Origin of the sequence: Melissospora conviva, from assembly GCF_049523535.1 — a bacterium.
Lineage (GTDB): Bacteria > Actinomycetota > Actinomycetes > Mycobacteriales > Micromonosporaceae > Melissospora > Melissospora conviva.
Genome location: NZ_JBLLDT010000001.1, coordinates 367,560 through 391,391 on the forward strand (window position 1 = coordinate 367,560; position 23,832 = coordinate 391,391).

Sequence of the window (23,832 nt, forward strand, 5' to 3'; positions counted from 1 at the left end):
CCTGCCGGGCGTCGATTCATGTCGTCCACAGTGGGGCCTTCGAAGATGAATGTGCGTAAACGATTGGCGGCGCTGCTGAGCGTGGCGGCACTGCTGCTGCCGGCAGGCGCCGCGCTCTCCGCTGCTCCTGCCGCCGCGGCCGAGGAACGGGTGGACCTCGCCGTGGAGTTCATCGGTGGTACGGCCCCGGCGGGCGCGACCACCAAAATCGCCCAGATCCGGGTCAGTAATCACGGGACGCGCATCATCAAACTCGCGTTCGTCAATTTCGAGATCCTGGAACACGAACGGTTCGCCGGCAAGGTCCGCGTCGACGGCGGCGGCTGCGAGCGGCGCCCCACTGATGAAGAGGAACGGCACCACTGCGCCATCGGGACGCCCGACAGGGAGGGGGCCTTCAGCACCATTCCCGCCGGCGGCAACTTCGAGATTCCCGTCTTCTTCACCAAGCTCTCCGGGTACGACGACTCGGCCGCCACCGTGCCGATCAGGATCACGGGCAGCACCGAGGGGGACATCGATCCCACCAACGACACGGTCACCACGACCTTCCGCTTCGATGTCGGGAATGGGCCGGACCTGCGCGTCGACGCCTCGAACATCGGGGCCCCGGAACGGACCTACCCCGACTACACGCCGGACCCGGTACGCCCGGGCGACGGCAGCACCCTGACTCTTGAGGTGGCGAACCTCGGCAACCGTTCCTCCCGGGGGCTGCGCGTCACCGTCGATCTCCCCGCGGGTGTCACCTTCAAGGAAGCCCACGACGGGACGTACGACGGTTGCGTGCGGAACGCGGCGGCCGGCGGTGGCACGCGGATGGTCTGCACCTGGGAGACGCTGGCTGTCGCTCCCCGGAAGCCGGCGAGCAGCGACCTCTACCTCCGGTTCCCGATCGGCATCGCCCGGGATCTGGCAGCGCCGGTCAACCTGCGCGGCTCGGTGAGCGTGGCCCCGATCGGCGTCCTCGACGCGGAACCGGCCGCGCGGGCGGCGTCGGCGGACCTGCCGAAGGCGGCGCATTACGCCACCGCGCAGCAGACCGACCTCGACGAGAGCGACAACACCGACACCTTCGCGGTGGTGGTCGCGGCCCGCGAGGGCGACAACGGCTGCGGCGACCGCCCGGCGGCCGACTGCGGCAGGACTGACCTCTCCGTCGACTTCCGCGGAACGACGCTGGCCGCGGGTACCGAGCGCAAGCCGATCCAGATCAGGATCACCAACCACGGCAGGAAGACCCCGCACGCGCTGGAGTACCGGGTCAGGTGGTCGGCCGCGAACGCCGACAAGCTGGCGCCGGGCGCGTTCTGGTCGTCCTGCGACTGGCGGGCGCCGCGGGACGTCGTCTGCGCGGTGCCGCCGACCGAGCTGCCGGGTCCCGGCCAGACTCTGACGATCAACCTCGAAGCGGTGCAGAAGCCCGGCGGCAACGGCACCTACAGCGTGGCAGTCGAGGTCGGCATCGCTTCGGTGGACGACACCGACGCCCGAAACAACACGGCGAAGGGGAAACTCGTCGCCTCCGGGCGCAGCGGGCCGGACCTGGTGGTCGACGCTTCGGATCTCACCAACGCCATCGATTACGGCCAGGGCGGCGGGCGGGACATCCTCAACCCCGGCCTCTACCCCGGTGAGAAGGCGCGACTCGAGATCAGCGTGCGGAACCTGGGCGACCGGGCCAGCGGGCTGCGTGTGATGGTGGACCTTCCCGCGGGTGTCACCTTCGCCGAGATCCCGAAGTGGTGCGAGCAGGACCCGGCCGACCCCACCTCGATCACCTGCGACAACCCTTACATCCAGGTGGTGCCCTCCCGGGACCAATGGATCATGATGGACTTCGAGGTGGTCGTCGCCGCGGGGGTCGACGCCCCGGTCACCCTGCCGGGCGGACTGGTCAGGGTGGAGCCGGTTGCGACGGCGAAGCCGGCTGCGCGGTCGAACTCGGCGTCGGGGGAACTTCCGGACGGGGTGCGGCGGCTCGCCGCGGCCGATCTGCCCGGCCAGGGTCCGGCCCACCTCACGGCTACGCCGCAGGCTCCGTCGAAGAGTGACGCAGGCGAACCGCTGGAGATCGACGAGGTCGACAACAGCGACGCCTTCGTCGCGGTGGTGCTCTCGCGGGACGGCAGCGGTGGCGGTGGCGGCGGCGGGGATGCCGGTTTCCTGCCGGTCACCGGTGCCCAGGCCCAGATGATCGGCGGAGTCGGTGCGCTGGTGCTCCTCGTCGGTGGGCTGATGTTCGTGGCGGCGCGTCGTCGCAAGCTGGTCCTGGTGGCTCCGGACGACGAGAAGCCGGCCGCCTGACAGGCCCGTTCAGGAGCTGTACGCAGGTAGTAGCAGGTAGTGAACGACGTACCCGACCCGGCGCTGGTGGTTCTCCACCGCGCCGGGTCCGGTGCGTCCTGTGGCCGTTGCGCCATGCCCGAGGGTGCCGTGGCAGCCGGCGAGGGCTGCTGGCAGAGTAGGTCGCTGTGAGTCGCACCCCGCAGGGCCAGCGCGCTGGTCTGGACAAGCAGCCGCACGAGGTCGCCGCGATGTTCGACGGCGTCGCGTCCCGGTACGACCTGACCAACACCGTCCTCTCGTTCGGGCAGGACCGCGGTTGGCGCCGCGCCACCCGGGCGGCACTGGATCTCAAGCCCGGTGAACAGGTGCTCGACGTGGGCGCCGGCACCGGCGTCTCGACCGAGGAGCTGGCCCGGTCCGGTGCCTTCGTCGTCGGCGCCGACCTCTCCCTCGGGATGCTCCACGCCGGCAAGCGCACCCGTCCGCAGGTGCCGCTGCTGGCCGGGGACGCGCTGCGGCTGCCCTTCGCCGATGCCAGCTTCGACGCGGTGACGATCTCCTTCGCGCTGCGCAACGTGACCGACACCGAGGCGGCGCTGCGGGAGTTCGCCCGGGTCACCCGCCCCGGCGGGCGGCTGGTGGTCTGTGAGTTCAGCACCCCGGTCAACCCGGCCTTCCGCAAGGTCTACCTCTCCTATCTGATGGGGTCGTTGCCGGCCGTTGCCCGGTCGGTCTCCAGCAACCCCGACGCGTACGTCTATCTGGCCGAGTCGATCCGGGCCTGGCCCGACCAGCCGGCGCTCGCCGAGCGGCTGGCTTCGACCGGCTGGGGCGCGGTGGCCTGGCGGAACCTGACCGGCGGCGTCGTGGCGCTGCACCGGGCGACGCGCCTCTAGTCTTTGCCCATTGCGCGGGCATTTGCCCGGTTGTCTCCGTAAGCTCGCGGTATGAGCGGTTCAGAGGAGACCGGGCGCCGCGTTGCGGAGAGCGACGGAGACGCCGCCGAACTCATCGCCGAGCTGCGCAACCTCGCCGGCGACGACCCGGCGGGCGTACGCCAGGTCGTGGCGGAGGTCCTCGCCGCCCTCGACCGGGTCGCCGGTGGCGCCCTGCGCGACGAACTGCCCGAGGCGATCCGGCGCGACACCGAGCACGTCGTCGGCCCGGGGCGGCCGGAAGAACCGACTCGTTAGGACGTCCGGCCTGTCCGGGTCGGGACCTCTGACCTGGCCCGCAGCCGGGCGGTACGGCCCACGGCCGGCCGGGCCGCAAGTCCCGATCCGCCCGCCGGAATCACGCCTCGCACGCCTTCGACCTGCTCCGACAGCCGACTTAGGACCCCCTAACACAGCGATGTCGGGCGGCCGGTCATAGACTGCCTCACCGAGCATGCTTGTGAAGCATTTCACGAGCTATCGGGAGGAGGCGCGAATGGCCCCGGCAGTACACGACGCCGATGTGATCGTCATCGGTGCCGGCCCCGGCGGCTCCGCGACCGCCTACCACCTGGCCAAGCACGGCGTGCGCGTGCTGCTGCTGGAGAAGACCGAGTTCCCCCGGGAGAAGGTCTGCGGCGACGGGCTCACCCCCCGCGCGGTCCGGCAGCTGATCCGGATGGGTGTCGACACCTCACCGGAGAACGGCTGGCTCCAGAACAAGGGCCTGCGGGTCATCGGTGGCGGCGTCCGGCTGGAGCTGGACTGGCCCGACCTGGCGACCTTCCCCAACTACGGGCTCACCCGGGCCCGGATGGACTTCGACGACATGCTGGCCCAGCGGGCCGTCGCCGCCGGTGCGCAGCTGCGCACCGGGGTCAACGTCGTCGCGCCGATCTTCAACGACTCCGGCCGGGTGATCGGCGTCGAGGCCGAGGTCGGGCCCGGCAAGGAGAAGGCGACCTTCCACGCGCCGCTGACTGTCTCCGCCGACGGTGTCTCCGGCCGCTTCGCGCTGACGCTCGGGCTGGCCAAGCGGGAGGACCGGCCCATGGGGGTCGCCGTCCGCCGCTACTACAAGTCCCCCGTCAAGCACGACGACGACTACCTCGAGTCCTGGTTGGAGCTGCGCAGCAAGGAGAGCGGCGACAAGCTTCTCCCCGGCTACGGCTGGATCTTCGGCATGGGCGACGGCCGGGTCAACGTCGGCCTCGGCGTGCTGAACTCCTCGAGCGCGTACGGCAAGACCAACTACCGCAAGCTGCTCACCGACTGGCTCGACAACACCCCGGCCGACTGGGGCCTGAACGACGAGGCCAACGCCGACGGTCCGATCCTCGGTGCCGCCCTGCCGATGGGCTTCAACCGCGTGCCGCACTACACCCGCGGCGTGCTGCTCGTCGGCGACTCCGGCGGCATGGTCAACCCGTTCAACGGCGAGGGCATCGCGTACGCGATGGAGTCCGGCGAGCTCGCCGCGGAGATCCTGGTGCAGGCGCTGGCCCGCCCGGCCGGCCCGGAGCGCGAGCGCGCACTGGCGGCGTACCCGGCGGAGCTGAAGCTGCGCTTCGGCGGTTACTACCGCCTCGGCGGCATCTTCGTGAAGCTGATCGGCCGCCCCGAGATCATGGGGCTGGCGACCAAGTACGGGCTGCCCCGGCCGCTGCTGATGCGGTTCGTGCTCAAGCTGCTGGCGAACCTCACCGACCCCAAGGACGGCGACGCGATCGACCGGATCATCAACGCGATGACGAGGGTGGCGCCGAGTGCGTGAGCAGGGGACCCGCGTAACACTGTGAAGCCGCAGACAAATAGTGTGATTCCGATCAACCGATAGACAAGGACGGCAGGAGGAGACGATGTCACTCTCCGCGTGGGTGCCCATCGTGGGTCTGTTGATCCTGGGCGCGCTCTTCGCGCTTTTCTCCGTGGGCATCGCCCCGATCGTCGGACCGAAGCGCTACAACAAGGCCAAGCTCGAAGCGTACGAGTGCGGCATCGAGCCGTCGCCGCAGCCGATCGGCGGCGGACGGGTTCCGGTCAAGTACTACCTGACCGCGATGCTCTTCATCGTCTTCGACATCGAGATCATCTTCCTCTACCCGTGGGCCGTGTCGTTCGACGCGCTCGGCCTCTTCGGGCTGGTCGAGATGGTCCTCTTCATCGCCGCCGTCTTCGTCGCGTACGCCTATGTCTGGCGCCGCGGTGGGCTGGACTGGGACTGAGGTTTCGCCATGGGTATCGAAGAGAAGCTGCCGTCCGGCATTCTGCTCACGTCGGTGGAGGCACTGTCCAACTGGGCCCGTAAGTCGTCCTTCTGGACCGCGACGTTCGGCCTGGCCTGCTGCGCCATCGAGATGATGGCCGCCGGCGGACCCCACTACGACCTGGGCCGCTGGGGCATGGAGGTCTTCCGCCCCTCGCCCCGGCAGGCGGACCTGATGATCGTGGCCGGCCGGGTCAGCCAGAAGATGGCCCCGGTCGTGCGCCAGATCTACGACCAGATGCCGGAGCCGCGCACCGTCATCTCGATGGGGGTCTGCGCCTCCTCGGGCGGCATGTTCAACAACTACGCGATCGTGCAGGGCGTCGACCACATCGTTCCGGTCGACATGTACCTGCCCGGTTGCCCGCCGCGGCCGGAGATGCTCATCGACGCCATCCTCAAGGTGCGCGAAAAGATCATGGTCCAGCCGCTCGGCCCGAACGGCCGCAAGATGCTCGAGGCCCGCAAGGCCCGCGGCGACGTGCCGGTGGTCGCCCCCGGCGCCATGCCCTCGTCGTACCGCAGTGACAAGGCCCGCCGCGCGCAGTGGGAGCAGGCAGTCAGCGAGGGCCGCGAGGAGCAGTTGCGGATCGAGAACTGGATGAAGGCACAGAACCACGTGGCCGGAGGTACGCGGTGAACACGCCGGCGAACCCCGTGGTCGCGAGTGGAAGGTGGCTCAGCGAATGACCGCGCCCAGCCCAGCGCCCAGCGAGAAGCCCGGAGGCGGCGTACCGGTGGTGGCCCCGCCGGTCGGTGCGAGCAGCACCGCCTCGGCCGAGTACCCGCCGGCCAGCAAGGCCGGCCAGGGCATGTTCGGCGTGCAGGGCTCCGGTGACACCTCCGGTTTCGGCGGCCTCGTCCGTCACCGGGTTGCCGTCGAGAGCACCCCGCGCCCGTACGGCGGCTACTTCGACGAGGTCTGCGACGCCCTCGCCGAGGCGTACCCCGCCTTCAACGACGCGATCGAGAAGGTCGTGGTGGACCGGGGCGAGCTGACCCTGCACATCGTGCCGGCCCGCATCGCCGAGGTCTGCAAGGTGCTGCGCGACGACGAGTCGCTGCGGTTCGAACTCTGCAACTCGGTCTCCGGGGTCGACTACCTCGGCGCCGACGACCGCCGGCTGCACATCGTCTACCACCTGACCTCGATGACCTACCGCCGCCGCGTGCGGCTGGAGGTCGCGGTGAGCGTCGAGGAACCGCACCTGCCGACGGTGACCCAGGTCTACCCGACCGCCGACTGGCAGGAGCGGGAGGCCTACGACATGTTCGGTGTCGTCTTCGACGGACACCACGGCCTGACCCGGATCCTGATGCCCGACGACTGGGAGGGCCACCCGCAGCGCAAGGACTACCCGCTCGGTGGCGTGCCGGTCGAGTACAAGGGCGCGCAGATCCCACCGCCGGACCAGCGGAGGAGCTACCAGTGAGCTACGCGACCGAACGCGAGACCAGCGAGGGCAAGGTCTTCACCGTCACCGGTGGGGACTGGGACAAGGTCGTGACGGGCATCGACCCGATCAACGACGAACGCATCGTGGTCAACATGGGTCCGCAGCACCCCTCCACGCACGGGGTGCTCCGGCTGGTGCTGGAGATCGAGGGCGAGACGGTGCGCGAGGCGCGCCCCATCGTCGGCTACCTGCACACCGGCATCGAGAAGAACCTCGAGTACCGCAACTGGGTGCAGGGCTCGACCTTCGTCACCCGGATGGACTACCTCGCGCCGCTGTTCAACGAGGCCGGCTACGCGTTGGCGGTCGAGAAGCTGCTCGGCATCACCGACGACATCACCGAGCGCGCGAACACCATCCGCGTGCTGATGATGGAGCTCAACCGGATCTCGTCGCACCTGGTCTGGGTGGCGACCACCGGCATGGAGCTCGGCGCGCTCTCGATCATGCTGTACGGCTTCCGTGAGCGTGAGTACATCCTGGACATCTTCGAGATGATCACCGGTCTGCGGATGAACCACGCGTACATCCGTCCCGGCGGTGTGGCGCAGGACGTCCCGGACGAGGCCCTCAAGAAGATCGACGAATTCCTCGACTACCTGCCCAAGCGGCTCAAAGAGTACGAGGACATGCTCAACGACCAGGTCATCTGGCACGGGCGTACCAAGGGCGTCGGCGTGCTGGACGTGACCGGCTGCATGGCGCTCGGGATCACCGGACCGGTGCTGCGCTCCGCCGGCCTGGCCTGGGACCTGCGCAAGACCATGCCGTACTGCGGCTACGAGGATTACGAGTTCGACGTGCCGACCGCGACCTCGGCGGACGTCTGGGGCCGCTACCTGGTCCGGATGGCCGAGATCCGCGAGTCGATGAAGCTGGTGCGGCAGGCGGTCGACAAGCTCCGCCCGGGCCCGATCATGGTGGCGGACAAGAAGATCGCCTGGCCGGCGCAGCTGGCGATCGGCGTCGACGGCATGGGCAACTCGCTCGAGCACGTCGCCAAGATCATGGGGCAGTCGATGGAGTCCCTGATCCACCACTTCAAGCTGGTTACCGAGGGCTTCCGCGTCCCGCCGGGCCAGGTGTACGTCGCGATCGAAGGGCCCCGCGGTGAGCTCGGGGTGCACGCGGTCTCCGACGGCGGCACCCGCCCGTACCGGGTGCACTACCGCGAGCCCAGCTTCATCAACCTCCAGGCCATTCCGGCCATGGCGGAAGGGGCGCTGCTCTCCGACGTGATCGCCGGCGGCGCCTCCCTCGACCCGGTGATGGGTGGGTGTGACCGGTGAGCGTGACCAACGACCACGCCGACGGCGTACCCGTGAACGAAGGAACAGCCGTGGGATTCAGCGAAGAGACCCGGAAGCGGGCCCGCGAGATCGTCGCCCGGTACCCGGCCGACCGGTCCCGCTCGGCGCTGCTGCCGTTGCTGCACCTGGTGCAGGCCGAGGAGGGTTACGTCTCCCCGGCGGGCGTCGCGTTCTGCGCCGAGGTCCTCGGCCTGAACAAGGCCCAGGTGGGAGCGGTCGCCACCTTCTACACCATGTACAAGCGCCGCCCGACCGGTGACTACCTGGTCAGCGTCTGCACCAACACCATGTGCAACGTGCTCGGCGGCCAGGAGGTCTACGACGCCCTCACCGAGTACCTCGGGGTCGGGCACGACGAGACCACCGCCGACGGCAAGATCACCCTGGAGCACGCGGAGTGCCTCGCCGCCTGCGACTACGGCCCGGTGATGACCGTCAACTACGACTTCTTCGACGGCGTGAACCCGGACACCGCCAAGGGTGTCGTCGACGAGCTGCGCGCCGGCGGCCGGCCGATGCCGACCCGCGGCGCCCGGCTCTGCACGCTCAAGGAGATGGCGCTGCAACTCGCCGGCTTCGCCGACGAGCGCGAGGGCGCCGTCGCCGACGGCCCGGCCGGTGACCCGACGCTGCGCGGCCTGCGGCTGGCCCAGGAGCACGGCATCTCGGTGCCGGACTTCGACCCGGCCACGCCGATCCCGAGCCGCGAGGCGAAGGACGCCGCCAGGCCCGCGCCGAAGCCGGCCGTCGAGGCCGACAAGCCGACCGGCAGCACCGCCCCGGACGTCAAGGCCCCGGACGCCAAGTCGCCGCAGGTGCGGACCGCCGAGACCCGCTCGCCGGACGCCGACACCCCGGTCGCCGACGCGCCGGGTACGCGTACCCCGGTCGACGGTCCGCCGCCGGCCGCCGCGGACGCCGCCGCGGCCCAGACCGCCGGCGCCGCCGCGAACCCGCCGGCCGGCGACGCCAAGCCGGCCGGAGACGCCGACACCGCCCAGCGGCGCTCGCTCGACGCGGCCGAGGGCGAAACGGAGGGCACGAAGTGAGCACGCCTCGACCCGAGACGCTGGCCAAGCTGACGCCGGTGCTGACCAAGCGCTGGCTCTCGCCGGATGCCTGGCGACTGCCCACCTACGAGCAGCTCGACGGCTACGCCGCGCTGCGCAAGGCGCTGGGCGCCCACCCGGACGACCTGATCCAGCTGATCAAGGACTCCGGGCTGCGCGGCCGTGGCGGCGCGGGCTTCCCGACCGGCCTCAAGTGGGGGTTCATCCCGCAGGGCGACGGCAAGCCGCACTACCTGGTCGTCAACGCCGACGAGGGCGAGCCGGGCACCTGCAAGGACCTGCCCCTGATGACCCACGACCCGCACTCGCTGGTCGAGGGCGTCATCATCGCCTCGTACGCGATCCGCGCCAGCCGGGCCTTCATCTACATCCGGGGCGAGGCGGTGCACGCCGCGCGGCGGCTGCGCAACGCGGTCAACGAGGCGTACGCCGCCGGTTACCTCGGCAAGGACATCCTGGGCAGCGGTTTCGACCTGGACCTGGTGGTGCACAGCGGAGCCGGTGCGTACATCTGCGGCGAGGAGACGGCGCTGCTGGACTCGCTGGAAGGCTTCCGCGGCCAGCCGCGGCTGCGCCCGCCCTTCCCGGCAACGCACGGCCTCTACGCCAGCCCCACGGTCGTCAACAACGTCGGCACCATCTCCAGCGTGCCGTACATCGTGCTCGGTGGCGCCGACTGGTGGAAGACCATGGGCACGGAGAAGTCCTCCGGGCCGATGATCTACTCGCTCTCCGGGCGGATCGCCAACCCGGGCCAGTTCGAGTGCTCGATGGGGATCACGCTGCGCGAGCTGATCGAGCTGGCCGGCGGCATGCAGCCCGGTCACAAGCTGCGCTTCTGGACCCCGGGCGGCTCCTCGACGCCACTGCTGACCGACGAGCACCTGGACGTGCCGCTGGACTTCGAGGGCGTCTCGGCGGCCGGGTCGATCCTCGGCACCACGGCCACCCAGATCTTCTCCGACCAGGACTGCCCGGTCTACGCGACCTACCGGTGGCTGGAGTTCTACCACCACGAGTCGTGCGGCAAGTGCACCCCGTGCCGCGAGGGCAACTACTGGATGGTCCGGGTCTACCGCCGGATCCTCGCCGGCGAGGGCACCCACGAGGACCTGGACACCCTGCTGGACACCTGCGACAACATCCTGGGCCGCTCGTTCTGCGGCCTCGGTGACGGCGCCACCAGCTCGGTCACCTCCTCCTTGAAGTACTTCAAGCAGGACTACCTCGACTACATCGAGGGGCGTAAGGCGCCCAGGCTCTCCGCCAAGCAGTTGGTAGGAGCGCACTGATGCGCGCACCGAGTCCCGCAGTCGCGAATGAAGGGCGGCTCCGATGACGGACGTAGCCAAGAAGACCGACACCGTCACCCTGACCATCGACGGCATCGAGGTGACGGCGCCGAAGGGCGCGTTGGTCATCCGGGTCGCCGAGGAGATGGGCATCCAGATCCCGCGGTTCTGTGACCACCCGCTGCTGGCCCCGGCCGGCGCGTGCCGCCAGTGCCTGGTGGAGGTCGAGGGACAGCGCAAGCCGGTCGCCTCGTGCACCCAGACGGTCGCCGACGGCATGGTGGTCCGCACCCAGCTCACCAGTGAGGTCGCCAAGAAGGCGCAGACCGGTGTGATGGAGCTGCTGCTGATCAACCACCCGCTGGACTGCCCGATGTGTGACAAGGGCGGTGAGTGCCCGCTGCAGAACCAGGCGCTCTCCACCGGCCGGACCGACTCCCGGTTCCACGAGCACAAGCGGGAGTACCCCAAGCCGCTGCCGATCTCCAGCCAGGTGCTGCTGGACCGGGAGCGCTGCGTGCTCTGCCAGCGCTGCACCCGCTTCTCCGAGGAGATCGCCGGGGACAAGTTCATCGACCTGATGGGCCGCTCCAGCGCCGAAGAGATCAACATCTACCGCGACGAGGCGTACGGCGCCGAGGGCGAGACCGAGGGGGACGTCCCCTTCAACTCGTACTTCTCCGGCAACACCGTGCAGATCTGCCCCGTCGGGGCGCTGACCGGCGCCCAGTACCGCTTCCGGGCCCGCCCGTTCGACCTGGTCTCCAGCCCGAGCGTCTGCGAGCACTGCTCGGCCGGCTGCGCGATGCGCACCGACCACCGGCGCGGCAAGGTACTGCGCCGGCTGGCCGGCGACGACCCGGCGGTGAACGAGGAGTGGAACTGCGACAAGGGCCGCTGGGGCTTCCGCTACACCCAGGCCTTCGACCGCCTCACCACCCCGCTGGTACGCGACCGGGCAACCGGTGAGCTGCGCGAGGCATCCTGGAGTGAGGCGTTCGCGGTGGCGGCCGAGGGGCTGCGCGCCGCACGCGACGGCGGCACCGGCATCGGTGTGCTGACCGGCGGTCGCCTGACCGTCGAGGACGCCTACGCCTACGGCAAGTTCGCCCGGGTCGCGCTGAGCACCAACGACATCGACTTCCGGGCCCGGCCGGTCTCCAAGGAGGAGACGGCCTTCCTGGCGGCGACCGTGGCCGGGCGCACCGACGTCACCTACGACGACGTCGAGAACGCCCCGGCGGTGGTGATGGTCGGCCTGGAGCCGGAGGAGGAGTGCCCGATCCTCTTCCTGCGGCTGCGCAAGGCGTACCTCAAGAAGGGCCTCAAGGTCTACGCGGTGGCGCCGTTCGCCTCCCGCGGACTGCAGAAGCTCGGCGCCAAGCTCGCCCGGGTCATCCCGGGCGAGGAGGCGCAGGTGCTGCGCGAGCACGACACCGTCGCCGAGGCGCTGAGCGCCCCGGGCGCGGTGCTGATCGTCGGCGAGCGGCTCGCCTCGGTCCCCGGCGGGCTCACCGCCGCGGCGGAGGTCGCCGCGCGGACCGGCGCGAAGCTGGCCTGGGTGCCGCGGCGCGCCGGCGACCGGGGTGCTGTCGACGCCGGCTGCCTGCCGAACCTGCTGCCCGGTGGGCGGCTGGTCACCGAGCCGGCGGCCCGCGCGGAGCTCGGCGAGGCGTGGGACCTGCCGACCGGCGCCATCCCGAGCCAGGCCGGCCGGGACACCGACGCCATCCTGGCGGCGGCGGCCGCCGGTGAGCTGGGCGCCATGGTCGTGGCCGGGGTCGACCCGTCCGACCTGGCCGACCCGAGGCTCGCCGAGGAGGCGCTGGAGCGGGTGCCGTTCCTGGTCAGCCTCGAACTGCGCAACAGTGCGGTCTCCCGCCGCGCCGATGTGGTCTTCCCGGTCGCCCCGGTGGTCGAAAAGGCCGGCAGCTTCCTCGACTGGGAGGGCCGCCTGCGGCCCTTCGAGGCGGTGCTGCACACCACGGCGATGCCCGACGCCCGGATCCTGGACGCGATCGCCGCACAGCTGGGCGTCTCGCTCGGCACCGGTGACGTCCTCAGCATCCGGCGTGAACTCGGCGCCCTGCCGGCCACCCGCAGCGACCGGGCCCGGCTCGGCGACGTGGAGCCGGTCGCGGTGCCGCAGCCGGGCGCCGGCGAAGCGGTGCTCGCCACCTGGCACCAGCTGGTCGACCTGGGCAGCCTCACCGACGGCGACGAGCACCTGGCCGGCACCGCCCGGCCGCCGGTGGTCCGGCTCAGCGCCGGCACCGCCGAGACGCTCGGCGTCGCCGAGGGCCAGGCCGTCACCGTGGGCACCGACCGCGGTGCGCTGACCCTGCCCGCCGAGATCACCCAGATGCCGGACGGGGTGGTCTGGCTGCCGACGAACTCGCCCGGGGCCACCGTGCGCCGCACCCTCGGGGTCACCTCGGGTGCCATTGTCACGATCTCCGCCGGGGCCGCCGCGTCGCAGCTCCCGCAGCAGACTTCCAAGGAGGCGGTCCGGTGATCACCACCTACCTGGCGGAAAGCCCGACCCTGGCCGACTTCGGCAAGGACGTCTGGTGGATCGCCGCGATCAAGGTCGTCGGCGTCTTCGTCCTGCTCCTGCTGCTGACCCTGTTCACGATCAACTACGAGCGCAAGGTCGTCGCCCGGATGGCGGTCCGTCCCGGACCGAACCAGGTCGGCCCGAACGGCTGGCTCCAGTCGTTGACCGACGGCCTCAAGCTGCCGTTCAAGGAAGAGATCATTCCGTTCACCGCGGACAAGATCGTCTACTTCCTGGCCCCGGTGATCTCGGCGGTCTGCGCCTTCACCGCCTTCTCGGTGATCCCGCTCGGCCCGATGGTGTCGATCTTCGGGCACCAGACGCCGCTGCAGGTGACCGACACCTCGGTCGCGGTGCTGGTGGTCCTCGCCTGCGCCTCGATGGGCGTCTACGGCGTGGTGCTCGCCGGCTGGGCCTCCGGCTCGACCTACCCGCTGCTCGGCGCGCTCCGCTCCACCGCCCAGATGATCTCGTACGAGGTCGCGATGGGTTTGTCGATCGTGGCGGTCTTCATGACCGCCGGCACGATGAGCACCTCGGAGATCATCCGGGCGCAGGAGAACGGCAACCCCTTCCAGCTCTTCGGACTGGAGCTGACCGCCCCCGGCTGGTTCGCGATCCTGCTGCTGCCGAGCTTCGTCATCTACGCGATCTCGGCCATCGGTGAGGTCAACCGGGCCCCCTTCGACCTGCCCGAGGCCGAGTCCGAGCTGGTCGGTGGCTTCCACACCGAGTACTCGTCGTTCAAGTTCGCGATGTTCTTCCTCGCCGAGTACATCAACATGATCACCGTCTCGGCGGTCTGCACCACGCTCTTCCTGGGCGGCTGGCGGGCACCGTGGCCGATCAGCATCTGGGACGGCGCCAACGAGGGCTGGTGGCCACTGCTCTGGTTCCTCGGCAAGGTGCTGCTGCTGCTCTTCGGCTTCATCTGGCTGCGGGGCACGCTGCCCCGGCTGCGCTACGACCAGTTCATGCGCTTCGGCTGGAAGGTCCTGCTGCCGATCAGCCTGCTCTGGATCGTGGTCCTGGCCGGCATCCGGACCCTTCAGGGCTCCGACGTCGCCACCGGCACCCGGAACCTGATCATCGGTGCCATCGTCATCCTGATCCTGCTGGTCGCCTTCCTCTGGCCGGCCCGCAAGGCCGCGCCGGAGCCGGACCTGGCCGAGCAGCTGGCCAACCGTCCGCCGGGCAGCTACCCGGTGCCCCCGCTGGACCTGCAGGTCCCGGCCAGCCCGCGCACCTGGCGCACCGTCGCCGAGCGCGAGCCGGCGATGGCCGGTGGCGACACCGGGTCCACTCCATCGACCGACGACCAGGCCGGCTCGGCCGACAAGGAGGTGTGAGATGGCATTCGGCTTCGCCAAGGGGTTCGGTGTGACCTTCTCCCACATGTTCCGGAAGGTCATCACCACCGAGTACCCGTTCAAACCGCCGGTTTCGGCGCCGCGCTACCACGGGCGGCACATCCTGAACCGGCACCCGGACGGCCTCGAGAAGTGCATCGGCTGCGAACTGTGCGCCTGGGCCTGCCCGGCGGACGCGATCTACGTCGAGGGTGGTGACAACACCGAGGACGAGCGCTTCTCGCCCGGTGAGCGCTATGCCAAGACGTACCAGATCAACTACGCCCGCTGCATCTTCTGCGGTCTCTGCATCGAGGCCTGCCCGACCCGTTCGCTGACCATGAGCAACGAGTACGAGCTGGCCCGGGACTCCCGGCAGGACCTGATCTTCACCAAGGAGCAGCTCCTCGCGCCGCTGCTGCCCGGTATGGAGCAGCCGCCGCACCCGATGCGGCTCGGCGACACGGAGAAGGACTACTACATCGGGGCGCTGACCAACCCCGGTACCTCGGCCGGCGCGGAGCGCGCGCCCTGGTCGGAGACCGGCACGGTCGACGGCTCGGGAAGCACGGGAGAGGCGTCATGACGGACGCGGTGCTCGCGGCAGCCGGTGGGGTCTCCACCGGCGAAGAGATCACCTTCTGGGTCCTGGCCCCGCTGGCCCTGCTCGGGGCCTTCGGGATGGTGCTCTCCCGCAACGCGGTGCACTCCGCGCTGTGGCTGGTGCTGACGATGCTCAGCCTGGGCGCCTTCTACGTGGTGCAGGCCGGGCCCTTCATCGGCATGGTGCAGATCATCGTCTACACCGGCGCGATCATGATGCTCTTCCTCTTCGTGCTGATGCTGGTCGGCCGGGACGCCTCCGACTCCCTGATCGAGACGCTGCGCGGGCACCGCATCGCCGGGCTGCTGCTCGGCGTCGGCCTCGCCGGCCTGCTCGCCACCGGCCTGCACCGCTCGCTGGGCGACGTCCCGGCGGTCGGGCTGGAAGCGGCGAACGCCGACGGCAACGTGCAAGGCATCGCCTCGCTGCTCTTCACCAAGTACGTCTTCGCCTTCGAGGTGACCTCGGCGCTGCTGATCACCGCCGCGGTCGGCGCGATGGTGCTGGCCTACATCGAGCGGCGCAAGAGTGAGCGGACCACGCAGGTGGACCAGATGAAGGCCCGCTTCGCGCCCGGCAACTACCCCGGCCCGAAGCCCGGCCCCGGTGTCTTCGCCACCTCCTCCTCGGTGGCCACCCCGAGCCGGCTGCCCGACGGCACCATCTCCGACGTGAGCGTTCCGCAGATCATGGCGCCGCGGGAGCTGACCCAGGCCGAACGCGAGCCGAAGGGGACGGAGAAGTGACGACCCTTACGCGTACCTCCGGTCGCGACCGAAAGGCGGTCCAGCGATGACGCCCGACTACTACCTGATCCTCGCCGCCGTGCTGTTCAGCATCGGCGCGGCAGGGGTGCTGATCCGGCGCAACGCGATCGTGCTCTTCATGTGCATCGAGCTGATGCTGAACGCGTCGAACCTGGCGCTGGTCACCTTCAGCAGGATCAACGGCGACCTCAACGGCCAGGTCATGGCGTTCTTCGTCATGGTGGTGGCCGCGGCCGAGGTCGTGATCGGTCTCGCGATCATCATGTCGATCTTCCGGACTCGGCGCTCCGCGAGCGTCGACGACGCCAACCTGCTCAAGTACTAAAGGGGCCTACCGGTGGACGCATTTCTCACGGACCCGACGGCCGCACCGCTGGCAGCCGTCGAATTCGCTCCGGCGAGCGGGTTGCTCAGCGGCATCTGGCTGCTGATCGCGATCCCGCTGATCAGCGCGGCCATCCTGCTCCTGCTCGGCCGCCGTGCCGACCGCTGGGGCCACTGGCTCGGCGTCGCCGCCGTCGGTGCCTCCTTCGTGCTCGGCGCGACCCTCTTCTTCCAGCTGCGCGGCCTGACCAACCGCTCCGTCGAGCAGAGCCTCTGGGAGTTCATCGCCGTCGGCGACTTCCGCGTCGACTTCGGTCTGCTCTTCGACCCGCTGGCCGCCGTCTTCGTGCTGCTCATCACCGGCGTGGGTTTCCTGATCCACCTCTACGCCGTCGAGTACATGAAGCACGACCCGGGACGTCGGCGCTTCTTCGCCTACTTCAACCTCTTCGTCGCCGCGATGTTGCTGCTGGTGCTCGGCAACAACTACGTGATGCTCTACTTCGGCTGGGAGGGCGTCGGCCTGGCGTCGTACCTGCTGATCTCCTTCTGGTACGTGCGGCCCGCGGCGGCCACCGCCGGTAAGAAGGCGTTCCTGATGAACCGGGTCGGCGACGCCGGCCTGGCGATCGCGATCTTCATCATGTTCGCCACCCTCGGCACCACCCAGTACGACGAGGTCTTCAGCAACGTCGGCGCGCTTGCCGGCGGCACCGTGCTGGTGATGGGTCTGCTGCTGCTGCTCGGCGCGGCCGGCAAGTCCGGCCAGTTCCCGCTCCAGGCCTGGCTGCCCGACGCGATGGAGGGCCCGACCCCGGTCTCGGCCCTGATCCACGCCGCGACGATGGTCACCGCCGGCGTCTACCTGATCGCCCGCTCCAACGCGATCTTCTCGGCGAACGAGACGCTGCAGCTGGTGGTCGTCAGCGTCGGTGCGCTCACCCTGCTGATCGGCTGCATCATCGGCGCCGCCAAGGACGACATCAAGCGCGTCCTGGCCTGGTCGACGGTGAGCCAGATCGGTTACATGTTCCTCGGCGTCGGGCTCGGCGGTGGCGCGTACGCGCTGGCGATCATCCACCTGCTCGCGCACGGCTTCTTCAAGGCCAACATGTTCCTCGGCGCCGGCTCGGTCATGCACGGCATGAAGGACCAGGTGGACATCCGCCGCTTCGGCGGCCTGTCGAAGTACATGAAGATCACCTGGCTGACCTTCGGGGCCGGCTGGCTCGCCATCATCGGCATGTTCCCCTTCTCCGGTTACTTCTCGAAGGAGCCGATCATCGCGGCCGCCTTCGAGCGCGAGGGCTGGACGGCCTGGCTCTTCGGCGGCGCGGCCCTGCTCGGCGCCGGACTGACCGCCTTCTACATGACGCGGCTCTTCGTGCTGACCTTCCACGGCCCGAAGCGCTGGACCTCCGACATCGAGCACCCGCACGAGTCGCCGCCGCTGATGACGATCCCGCTGATCCTGCTCGGCATCGGCTCCATCGGCGCCGGCTTCCTGCTCACCACCTCGGTTCCCGACTGGCTGGCCCCGGTGGTCGGCACGGGCGAGGCCGAGGCGCACGGCGTGCTGTCGCACACCGCGGTGACGATCCTGTCGCTGGCGCTCACCGTCCTCGGCGCCGGCCTGGCGTTCCTGCTCTTCCGCAAGGGCACCGCCGAGCAGGAGCAGCCCGCGGGCGTGCTGGTCACCGCCGCCCGGCGCAACCTCTACACCGACGCCTTCAACGAGGCGGTCTTCGAAAAGCCGGGTGTCTTCCTCACCCGGGCCCTGGTCTACCTGGACAACAGGGGCATCGACGGCCTGGTCAACGGCCTCGCCGCCGGTGTCGGCGGCGGCTCCGGACGACTCCGGCGCCTGCAGACCGGCTTCGTCCGGTCGTACGCCATGTCGGTCCTCGCCGGCGCTGTGCTGGTGCTCGCGGCCTTCCTGGCCGTGCAGGCGGGGTGGACGGCATGACAAAGCGCTACTCGCCGGCCGCCGGCGAACCGTGCACTGACGACGGAGGTAAGGCCAAATAATGTCCGACTTCCCCTTCCTCTCGGTGCTGACCGTGGCGCCCCTGGTCGGCGCCCTGGTCGTGGCCTTCCTGCCGCGACGTCGCCCCGAGCTGGCCAAGCAGGTGGCGTTCGGATGGTCTCTGGCCGTCCTGGCGCTCGCCGTTTTCATGTGGTTCTCGTTCTCCGCCGGCGGTGACCGGTTCCAGTTCCACGAGTCGTACCCGTGGATCCCCGCCTGGGGGGTGAACTTCACCTTCGCCGCCGACGGCATCGCGCTGGTCATGCTGATGCTGATCGCCGTGCTGGTGCCGCTGGTGATCCTGGCCTCCTGGCACGACGCGGACCGCTCCAAGCGTTCCGTGCCGGTCTACTTCGCGCTGCTGCTCGTCCTCGAAACCACGATGATCGGCGTCTTCGCCGCCGCCGACATCTTCCTGTTCTACGTGTTCTTCGAGGTCATGCTGGTGCCGATGTACTTCCTCATCGGCAGCTTCGGTGGCCACCAGCGCCAGTACGCCGCGGTGAAGTTCTTCCTCTACTCGCTCGTCGGCGGTCTCTTCATGCTCGCCGCGGTCATCGGGCTCTGGGTCGTGGGTGGCAACACCTTCGACTGGGCGAAGCTGACCGAGATCGACATGCAGACCGGGGTCGGGCGCTGGCTCTTCCTGGGCTTCTTCATCGCCTTCGCGATCAAGGCGCCGTTCTTCCCGTTCCACACCTGGCTGCCCGACGCCGGTGGCGCGGCCCCGGCCGGCGCCGCGGCGCTGCTCGTCGGCGTCCTGGACAAGGTCGGCACCTTCGGCATCCTGCGCTACTGCTTGCCGCTCTTCCCGGAGGCGTCGCGCTGGTTCGCGCCGTACGCGATCGCCCTGGCGCTGGTCGGCATCATCTACGCCGCCCTCGTCGCCATCGGGCAGAACGACCTGAAGCGGCTGGTCTCCTACACCTCGATCGCCCACTTCGGCTTCATCGGTATCGGCATCTTCGCCTTCACCACCCAGGCCGGCACCGGTGCGGTGCTCTACATGCTCAACCACGGCCTCGCCACCGGTCTGCTCTTCCTGGTGGTCGGCATGCTGGTCGCCCGCCGCGGCTCGGCGCTGATCAGCGACTTCGGCGGCGCGGGCAAGCTGCTGCCGCTGCTGGCCGGGGTCTTCTTCTTCGCCGGTCTGGCCTCGCTGGCCCTGCCGGGCACCGCCCCGTTCGTCTCCGAGTTCCTGGTGCTGATCGGCACCTTCACGGTGAACAAGCCGGTGGCGGTGATCGCCACGCTCGGGATCATCCTCGCCGCGGCGTACGTGCTCTGGATGGTGCAGCGCACCACGCAGGGCACCCTCAACCCGGCGCTGCCGCAGATCGAGGCCATGAAGAAGGACCTCAGCCTGCGGGAGAAGGCCGTTGTCGCGCCGCTGATCGCGCTGATCCTGCTCTTCGGCTTCTACCCGCAGCCGGTGCTCGATGTGATCAACCCGGCGGTCGAGGCGACGATGCAGGACATCGGGGCCACGGACCCGGCGCCGACCGTGGGCGTTCAGGAGGCTCAACAGTGAACACCGCAGTCGCTAACGAAAGGCGGCACCTCCGATGACCGAGCTGAAGTTGCCGGCGATTGACTACGCGGCACTCGCTCCGATGCTGATCATGCTGGGTGCGGCCCTGGTCGGCGTGCTGGTCGAAGCATTCGTGCCCCGCCGCCTGCGCCACCCGGTCCAGCTGGTCGCCGCGGGCGTGGCGATGCTCGCCGCGCTGGTCATGGTGGTCCGCAACGCCGGCGGTGAGGTGATCACCGCCGGGAACGCGATCGCCATCGACGGGCCGGCGCTCTTCCTGCAGGGCACCATCCTGGTGCTCGCGCTGCTGGCGCTGCTGCTGATCGGCGAGCGGGCCATCGAGCACGGCGGAGCGTTCGTCGCCCGCGCCGCGATCGTGGTGGACTCGGCGGAGGATCGCCGGCAGACCGCGAACAGCCGGGGTGCGACCGAGGTCTACCCGCTGACCAGCTTCGCCGTCGCCGGCATGCTCCTCTTCGTCGCCGCGAACGACCTGCTGACGATGTTCATCGCGCTCGAGGTCTTCTCGCTGCCGCTCTACCTGCTCTGCGCGCTGGCCCGTCGCCGGCGGCTGCTGAGCCAGGAGGCCGCGCTGAAGTACTTCATGCTCGGCGCGTACGCCTCGGCGTTCTTCCTCTTCGGTATCGCCCTGGTCTACGGCTACACCGGTGGAGTGGCCGGCGCGGGCGCCGGCGTCGACTTCGCCACGATCAGCAACGCGGTCGGCAACTCGGCCCGCAGCGAGGTCATCCTCTTCGCCGGTATGGCCATGGTCGCCGTCGGCCTGCTCTTCAAGGCCGCCGCCGCCCCGTTCCACGTCTGGACCCCGGACGTCTACCAGGGCGCACCGACCCCGGTCACCGCGCTGATGGCCGCCTGCACGAAGGTCGCCGCCTTCGGCGCCCTGCTGCGGGTCTTCTACGTCGCCTTCGCCGGTGCCGCCTGGGACTTCGTCCCGGTGCTCGGGGTGCTGGCGGTGCTGACCATGCTGATCGGCTCGGTGCTGGCGGTTACCCAGACCGACATCAAGCGGCTGCTGGCGTACTCCTCGATCGCCAACGCCGGTTACCTGCTCGTCGGTGTGCTGGCGCTCAACGAGGCCGGGCTCAGCGGCACCATGTTCTACCTGGCCGCGTACGGCTTCTCGGTGCTCGCCGCGTTCGCCGTGGTGACGCTGGTCCGCGACGCCGACGGCGAGGCGACCCACCTGTCCCGCTGGGCCGGGCTGGGACGGCGTTCGCCGCTGTTCGCCGGCATCTTCACCTTCATCCTGCTGGCCTTCGCCGGTATCCCGCTGACCAGCGGGTTCACCAGCAAGTTCGCCGTCTTCGCGGCGGCCGCGGAGGCCGGGGAGATCTGGCTGGTCATCGCCGGTGTGCTCACCAGCATGATCCTGGCCTTCCCATACCTGCGGGTCGTGGTGATGATGTGGCTCTCCGAGCCGGGCGAGTCCACGCCCAGCGTGGCGACGCCGGGTGGTCTGACCGCCGCGGCGCTGACCGTGGGTGTCCTGGCGACGCTGCTGCTCGGCGTCGCGCCGGGACCGCTGCTGGACCTCGCCAACGGCGCTGCCAGCTTCCTGCGATGAGCTGTCACCGGGGGCCGTGGGGCGGCCGTCACCTGACGGCTCCCCCCGGCGGCCGGCCGGCTGCGATGTGGCAAGGTTGAGCCCGTGGTGAACCCGGCTGACCAGCAGACAGGTGCACCCGGTTCCGGCGGTCGCCGGAGCCGGGCCAGCACGAGCCAGTACGGCTTCGCCGCGCTCGGTCTCGATCTGGTCGACCAGCGCGTCGAAGACTCCGTACTGGGGTTGCTGGCGGCCGTCGAGGTCGAACTGCGCGAGAGCATCGACAGCGCCGACCCGCTGGTGGTGGAGGCGTCGCGGCATCTGGTCGACGCCGGCGGCAAGCGGTTCCGGCCGCTGCTGGTGGCGCTCGGCGCGCAGTTCGGTGACCCCACCGCGCCGCTGGTCGTGCCGGCGGCGGTGGTGATGGAGCTGACCCACCTGGCGTCGCTCTACCACGACGACGTGATGGACGAGGCCCAGGTGCGGCGGGGGGCGCCCAGCGCCAACGCCCGCTGGAGCAACTCGATCGCCATCCTGGTCGGCGACTACCTCTTCGCCCGCGCGGCCGACCTGGCCGCGGATCTGGGCACCGAAGCGGTCCGGCTGCAGGCGCGCACCTTCGCGCGGCTGGTGCACGGCCAGATCGCCGAGACCGTCGGCCCGCGCGCCGGGCAGGACCCGGTCGCGCACTACCTGGCGGTCATCGCCGACAAGACCGGTTCGCTGATCGCCGCCTCGGCCCGTTTCGGCGGCATGTTCGGCGGGGCGACGCGCGAGCAGACGGCGGCGCTGGCGGCGTACGGCGAGACGCTCGGGGTGGCGTTCCAGCTCTCCGACGACCTGCTCGACATCGCCTCCGAGTCCACCGACTCGGGCAAGACACCCGGCACAGACCTGCGCGAGGGCGTGCCGACCCTGCCGGTGCTCTACGCACTGGAGTCGACCGAGAGCGACGCCGACGCCGTCCGGCTGCGCGAGATCCTCGCCGCCGGTCCGGTCACCGACGACGACCTGCACGCCGAGGCGCTCGGTCTGCTGCGCAAGTCGCCGGCGCTTGAGCGGGCCCGCGAGACGGTCCGCGGCTACGCCGAGAAGGCCCGTGAGCAGCTCGCCCCGCTGCCGCAGACCTCTCCCCGGTACGCCCTCGAATCCCTCTGCACCTTCATCGCCGACCGCACCGGCTGATCCGGCGCACCGGCTGATCCGGCGCGCAGGCCCGCCCTCCCGCGCACCCCAACGGTGCGGGGTCAGGCCGTGGCCGGGGACCGGCGGCGCAGCGCTGAGCTGCCGACCAGCATCAGGGCCGCGGCGAGCACCATCGAGATGGTGGCGACCGTCCACATCGCCGGGTAGCCCAGTGTCGCGGCGACGGCGCCCAGCCCGAGCGGGCCGACACAGCCGCCGGCGTACACCCCGGTCTGGGTGATCGAGGTGGCGGCGGCCGGTGCCTGCGGGTGCAGCCGCACCACGGCGAAGTTCATCAGCCCGGGCCACGCCCAGCCGAGCCCGAAGCCGAGCACCACCCCGGCGACCAGCGGCGCGGTGCCGTCCAGGGCGAGCAGCGCCAGGCCCGCCGCCCCGACGATCAGCATCGCGGCGATCAGCGCGATGTGGCCGTCGGCACGGCGGTCGGCGAGCCAGCCGGCGCCGATGCGGGCGACGAGGCAGACGACACTGCCGAGGGTGAGGGTGAGCCCGGCCAGTGCGGGGTCCAGGCCGCGGCCGGCGGCGGAGTCGACGAGGAAGGTGCCGAGGGCGTTGGCGGCCCCGGCGGCGAGACAGGCCGCCAGCCCGACGATCAACAGGGCTCCCGGGACCCGGCCACCTTCCCGGGCGCTGAGCCGGCGTCCGGCGCCGCGTGCCTGGGCGGGCACCAGCGCCAGGACGGTGAGCGCCGCCGCCGCGGCGGCCACGAACGCCCAGCGCCATCCGACGGTGAGTGCGACCGCTGGCACGGCGGCGCCGGCGAGCAGTGTGGAGGTGGGGATCGCGGCCTGTTTCAGGCCGAAGAAGAAGCCCTGCCGGTTGGCCGGGACGTGCTGGGCGAGTGCCGAGTTGCTGGCGAGCTGGCCGAGCGCGTTGGCGGTGGCGCTGATGGCGAGCAGGAGCACCAGCAGCGCGTACGTCCGGGCGGCGACGGCGATGGCGAGCAGCGACGCGGCGGCGAGCAGGATGCCGGCGCGGGCGACGACGTTCGGGCCGTAACGTTCGACGAGGGCGCCGGAGGGGACGGAGGCAAGGGCGCTGACGCCGAAGTAGACGGCCACCGCCAGTCCCAGCCCGGCGGGGGAGAAGCCGAGGTCGGCGCTCATCTGCACGGCGAGTCCGCCGACCAGAAAGACCGGCAGCACGCAGGCGATGGTGGTGGCGATCGCCGCGCCGCCGACCTGCGTCGGCCGCCGGACCGGCGGGGCCAAAGGGGTGGCGACAGGGCTTTTGATCATGACTATTCCATCCTACGCCGCCGATTTCCGCACCCAACGTGTCC

20 protein-coding genes are annotated in these 23,832 nt (G+C 70.3%); 19 read left to right on the forward strand and 1 reads right to left on the reverse strand.

Going from position 1 to position 23,832, the window contains the following annotated elements; genetic code table 11:
* Positions 1-45: 45 nt before the first annotated feature.
* From ACK8GG_RS01850 to ACK8GG_RS01940, 19 genes are all read left to right on the forward strand, one after another.
* Positions 46-2,307 (forward strand): LPXTG cell wall anchor domain-containing protein, encoded by a 2,262-nt coding sequence (locus tag ACK8GG_RS01850; protein WP_440355376.1) that lies wholly within the window; start codon positions 46-48, stop codon positions 2,305-2,307.
* 167 nt (positions 2,308-2,474) lie between these two features.
* Positions 2,475-3,185: a demethylmenaquinone methyltransferase gene (locus ACK8GG_RS01855; RefSeq protein WP_440348574.1), complete on the forward strand. Its 711-nt coding sequence runs from the start codon at positions 2,475-2,477 to the stop codon at positions 3,183-3,185.
* Positions 3,186-3,236: 51 nt separating this feature from the next.
* The gene (locus ACK8GG_RS01860) at positions 3,237-3,482 is read left to right on the forward strand and encodes a hypothetical protein (protein ID WP_440354322.1); all 246 of its coding nucleotides are present in this window, start codon (positions 3,237-3,239) and stop codon (positions 3,480-3,482) included.
* 238 nt (positions 3,483-3,720) lie between these two features.
* The gene (locus ACK8GG_RS01865; protein WP_440348572.1) at positions 3,721-4,998 is read left to right on the forward strand and encodes a geranylgeranyl reductase family protein; all 1,278 of its coding nucleotides are present in this window, start codon (positions 3,721-3,723) and stop codon (positions 4,996-4,998) included.
* An 85-nt stretch (positions 4,999-5,083) separates the two neighbouring features.
* Positions 5,084-5,449 carry an NADH-quinone oxidoreductase subunit A gene (locus tag ACK8GG_RS01870; RefSeq protein WP_440348571.1) on the forward strand — a complete coding sequence of 122 codons (366 nt, stop codon included), beginning with the start codon at positions 5,084-5,086 and terminating at the stop codon, positions 5,447-5,449.
* Between the two features lie 9 nt (positions 5,450-5,458).
* Positions 5,459-6,130, forward strand: coding sequence for a NuoB/complex I 20 kDa subunit family protein (locus tag ACK8GG_RS01875; protein WP_440348570.1), 672 nt, complete (start codon positions 5,459-5,461; stop codon positions 6,128-6,130).
* 46 nt (positions 6,131-6,176) lie between these two features.
* On the forward strand, positions 6,177-6,923 hold the full coding sequence (locus ACK8GG_RS01880; protein WP_440355377.1) for an NADH-quinone oxidoreductase subunit C: 747 nt from the start codon (positions 6,177-6,179) through the stop codon (positions 6,921-6,923).
* Positions 6,920-8,236, forward strand: coding sequence for an NADH-quinone oxidoreductase subunit D (locus ACK8GG_RS01885; RefSeq protein ID WP_440355378.1), 1,317 nt, complete (start codon positions 6,920-6,922; stop codon positions 8,234-8,236). Before ACK8GG_RS01880 ends, ACK8GG_RS01885 begins: the two co-directional genes overlap by 4 nt.
* Positions 8,237-8,286: 50 nt before the next feature.
* Positions 8,287-9,306, forward strand: a complete 1,020-nt coding sequence (nuoE, locus tag ACK8GG_RS01890) for an NADH-quinone oxidoreductase subunit NuoE (RefSeq protein ID WP_440355379.1) — start codon at positions 8,287-8,289, stop codon at positions 9,304-9,306.
* Positions 9,303-10,619: an NADH-quinone oxidoreductase subunit NuoF gene (gene nuoF, locus ACK8GG_RS01895; RefSeq protein ID WP_440354320.1), complete on the forward strand. Its 1,317-nt coding sequence runs from the start codon at positions 9,303-9,305 to the stop codon at positions 10,617-10,619. The genes nuoE and nuoF overlap by 4 nt, the downstream gene beginning before the upstream one ends.
* Before the next feature lie 43 nt (positions 10,620-10,662).
* Entirely contained in the window at positions 10,663-13,134 is a 2,472-nt protein-coding gene (locus ACK8GG_RS01900; RefSeq protein WP_440354319.1) for an NADH-quinone oxidoreductase subunit G, read from the forward strand.
* Positions 13,134-14,525, forward strand: a complete 1,392-nt coding sequence (gene nuoH / locus ACK8GG_RS01905; RefSeq protein ID WP_440349213.1) for an NADH-quinone oxidoreductase subunit NuoH — start codon at positions 13,134-13,136, stop codon at positions 14,523-14,525. The genes ACK8GG_RS01900 and nuoH overlap by 1 nt, the downstream gene beginning before the upstream one ends.
* A gap of 1 nt (position 14,526) precedes the next feature.
* On the forward strand, positions 14,527-15,111 hold the full coding sequence (gene nuoI / locus ACK8GG_RS01910; RefSeq protein ID WP_440348564.1) for an NADH-quinone oxidoreductase subunit NuoI: 585 nt from the start codon (positions 14,527-14,529) through the stop codon (positions 15,109-15,111).
* Entirely contained in the window at positions 15,108-15,875 is a 768-nt protein-coding gene (locus ACK8GG_RS01915; protein WP_440348563.1) for an NADH-quinone oxidoreductase subunit J, read from the forward strand. Before nuoI ends, ACK8GG_RS01915 begins: the two co-directional genes overlap by 4 nt.
* 46 nt (positions 15,876-15,921) lie before the next feature.
* Entirely contained in the window at positions 15,922-16,221 is a 300-nt protein-coding gene (nuoK, locus tag ACK8GG_RS01920; protein WP_440348562.1) for an NADH-quinone oxidoreductase subunit NuoK, read from the forward strand.
* A gap of 48 nt (positions 16,222-16,269) precedes the next feature.
* Positions 16,270-18,186 carry an NADH-quinone oxidoreductase subunit L gene (gene nuoL / locus ACK8GG_RS01925; protein ID WP_440349212.1) on the forward strand — a complete coding sequence of 639 codons (1,917 nt, stop codon included), beginning with the start codon at positions 16,270-16,272 and terminating at the stop codon, positions 18,184-18,186.
* A 61-nt stretch (positions 18,187-18,247) separates the two neighbouring features.
* Positions 18,248-19,777, forward strand: a complete 1,530-nt coding sequence (locus ACK8GG_RS01930; RefSeq protein ID WP_440348561.1) for an NADH-quinone oxidoreductase subunit M — start codon at positions 18,248-18,250, stop codon at positions 19,775-19,777.
* Between the two features lie 34 nt (positions 19,778-19,811).
* On the forward strand, positions 19,812-21,365 hold the full coding sequence (nuoN, locus tag ACK8GG_RS01935; protein ID WP_440348560.1) for an NADH-quinone oxidoreductase subunit NuoN: 1,554 nt from the start codon (positions 19,812-19,814) through the stop codon (positions 21,363-21,365).
* 84 nt (positions 21,366-21,449) lie between these two features.
* Positions 21,450-22,529, forward strand: a complete 1,080-nt coding sequence (locus tag ACK8GG_RS01940) for a polyprenyl synthetase family protein (RefSeq protein ID WP_440348559.1) — start codon at positions 21,450-21,452, stop codon at positions 22,527-22,529.
* Between the two features lie 62 nt (positions 22,530-22,591).
* On the opposite strand, the gene ACK8GG_RS01945 is transcribed toward ACK8GG_RS01940, so the two are convergent.
* Positions 22,592-23,788 (reverse strand): MFS transporter, encoded by a 1,197-nt coding sequence (locus tag ACK8GG_RS01945; RefSeq protein ID WP_440355380.1) that lies wholly within the window; start codon positions 23,786-23,788, stop codon positions 22,592-22,594.
* Between the last annotated feature and the right edge of the window lie 44 nt (positions 23,789-23,832).

Excerpts from the sequence above, each read along its gene's own strand:
- ACK8GG_RS01875 (WP_440348570.1), top strand. The coding sequence starts at position 5,459 with ATGGGTATCGAAGAGAAGCTGCCGTCCGGCATTCTGCTCACGTCGGTG.
- ACK8GG_RS01880 (WP_440355377.1), top strand. The coding sequence starts at position 6,177 with ATGACCGCGCCCAGCCCAGCGCCCAGCGAGAAGCCCGGAGGCGGCGTA.
- ACK8GG_RS01860 (WP_440354322.1), top strand. The coding sequence starts at position 3,237 with ATGAGCGGTTCAGAGGAGACCGGGCGCCGCGTTGCGGAGAGCGACGGA.
- nuoK (WP_440348562.1), top strand. The coding sequence starts at position 15,922 with ATGACGCCCGACTACTACCTGATCCTCGCCGCCGTGCTGTTCAGCATC.
- ACK8GG_RS01870 (WP_440348571.1), top strand. The coding sequence starts at position 5,084 with ATGTCACTCTCCGCGTGGGTGCCCATCGTGGGTCTGTTGATCCTGGGC.
- ACK8GG_RS01865 (WP_440348572.1), top strand. The coding sequence starts at position 3,721 with ATGGCCCCGGCAGTACACGACGCCGATGTGATCGTCATCGGTGCCGGC.
- ACK8GG_RS01850 (WP_440355376.1), top strand. The coding sequence starts at position 46 with ATGAATGTGCGTAAACGATTGGCGGCGCTGCTGAGCGTGGCGGCACTG.
- nuoN (WP_440348560.1), top strand. The coding sequence starts at position 19,812 with ATGACCGAGCTGAAGTTGCCGGCGATTGACTACGCGGCACTCGCTCCG.
- ACK8GG_RS01945 (WP_440355380.1), bottom strand. The coding sequence starts at position 23,788 with ATGATCAAAAGCCCTGTCGCCACCCCTTTGGCCCCGCCGGTCCGGCGG.
- ACK8GG_RS01900 (WP_440354319.1), top strand. The coding sequence starts at position 10,663 with ATGACGGACGTAGCCAAGAAGACCGACACCGTCACCCTGACCATCGAC.
- nuoI (WP_440348564.1), top strand. The coding sequence starts at position 14,527 with ATGGCATTCGGCTTCGCCAAGGGGTTCGGTGTGACCTTCTCCCACATG.
- ACK8GG_RS01930 (WP_440348561.1), top strand. The coding sequence starts at position 18,248 with ATGTCCGACTTCCCCTTCCTCTCGGTGCTGACCGTGGCGCCCCTGGTC.
- ACK8GG_RS01915 (WP_440348563.1), top strand. The coding sequence starts at position 15,108 with ATGACGGACGCGGTGCTCGCGGCAGCCGGTGGGGTCTCCACCGGCGAA.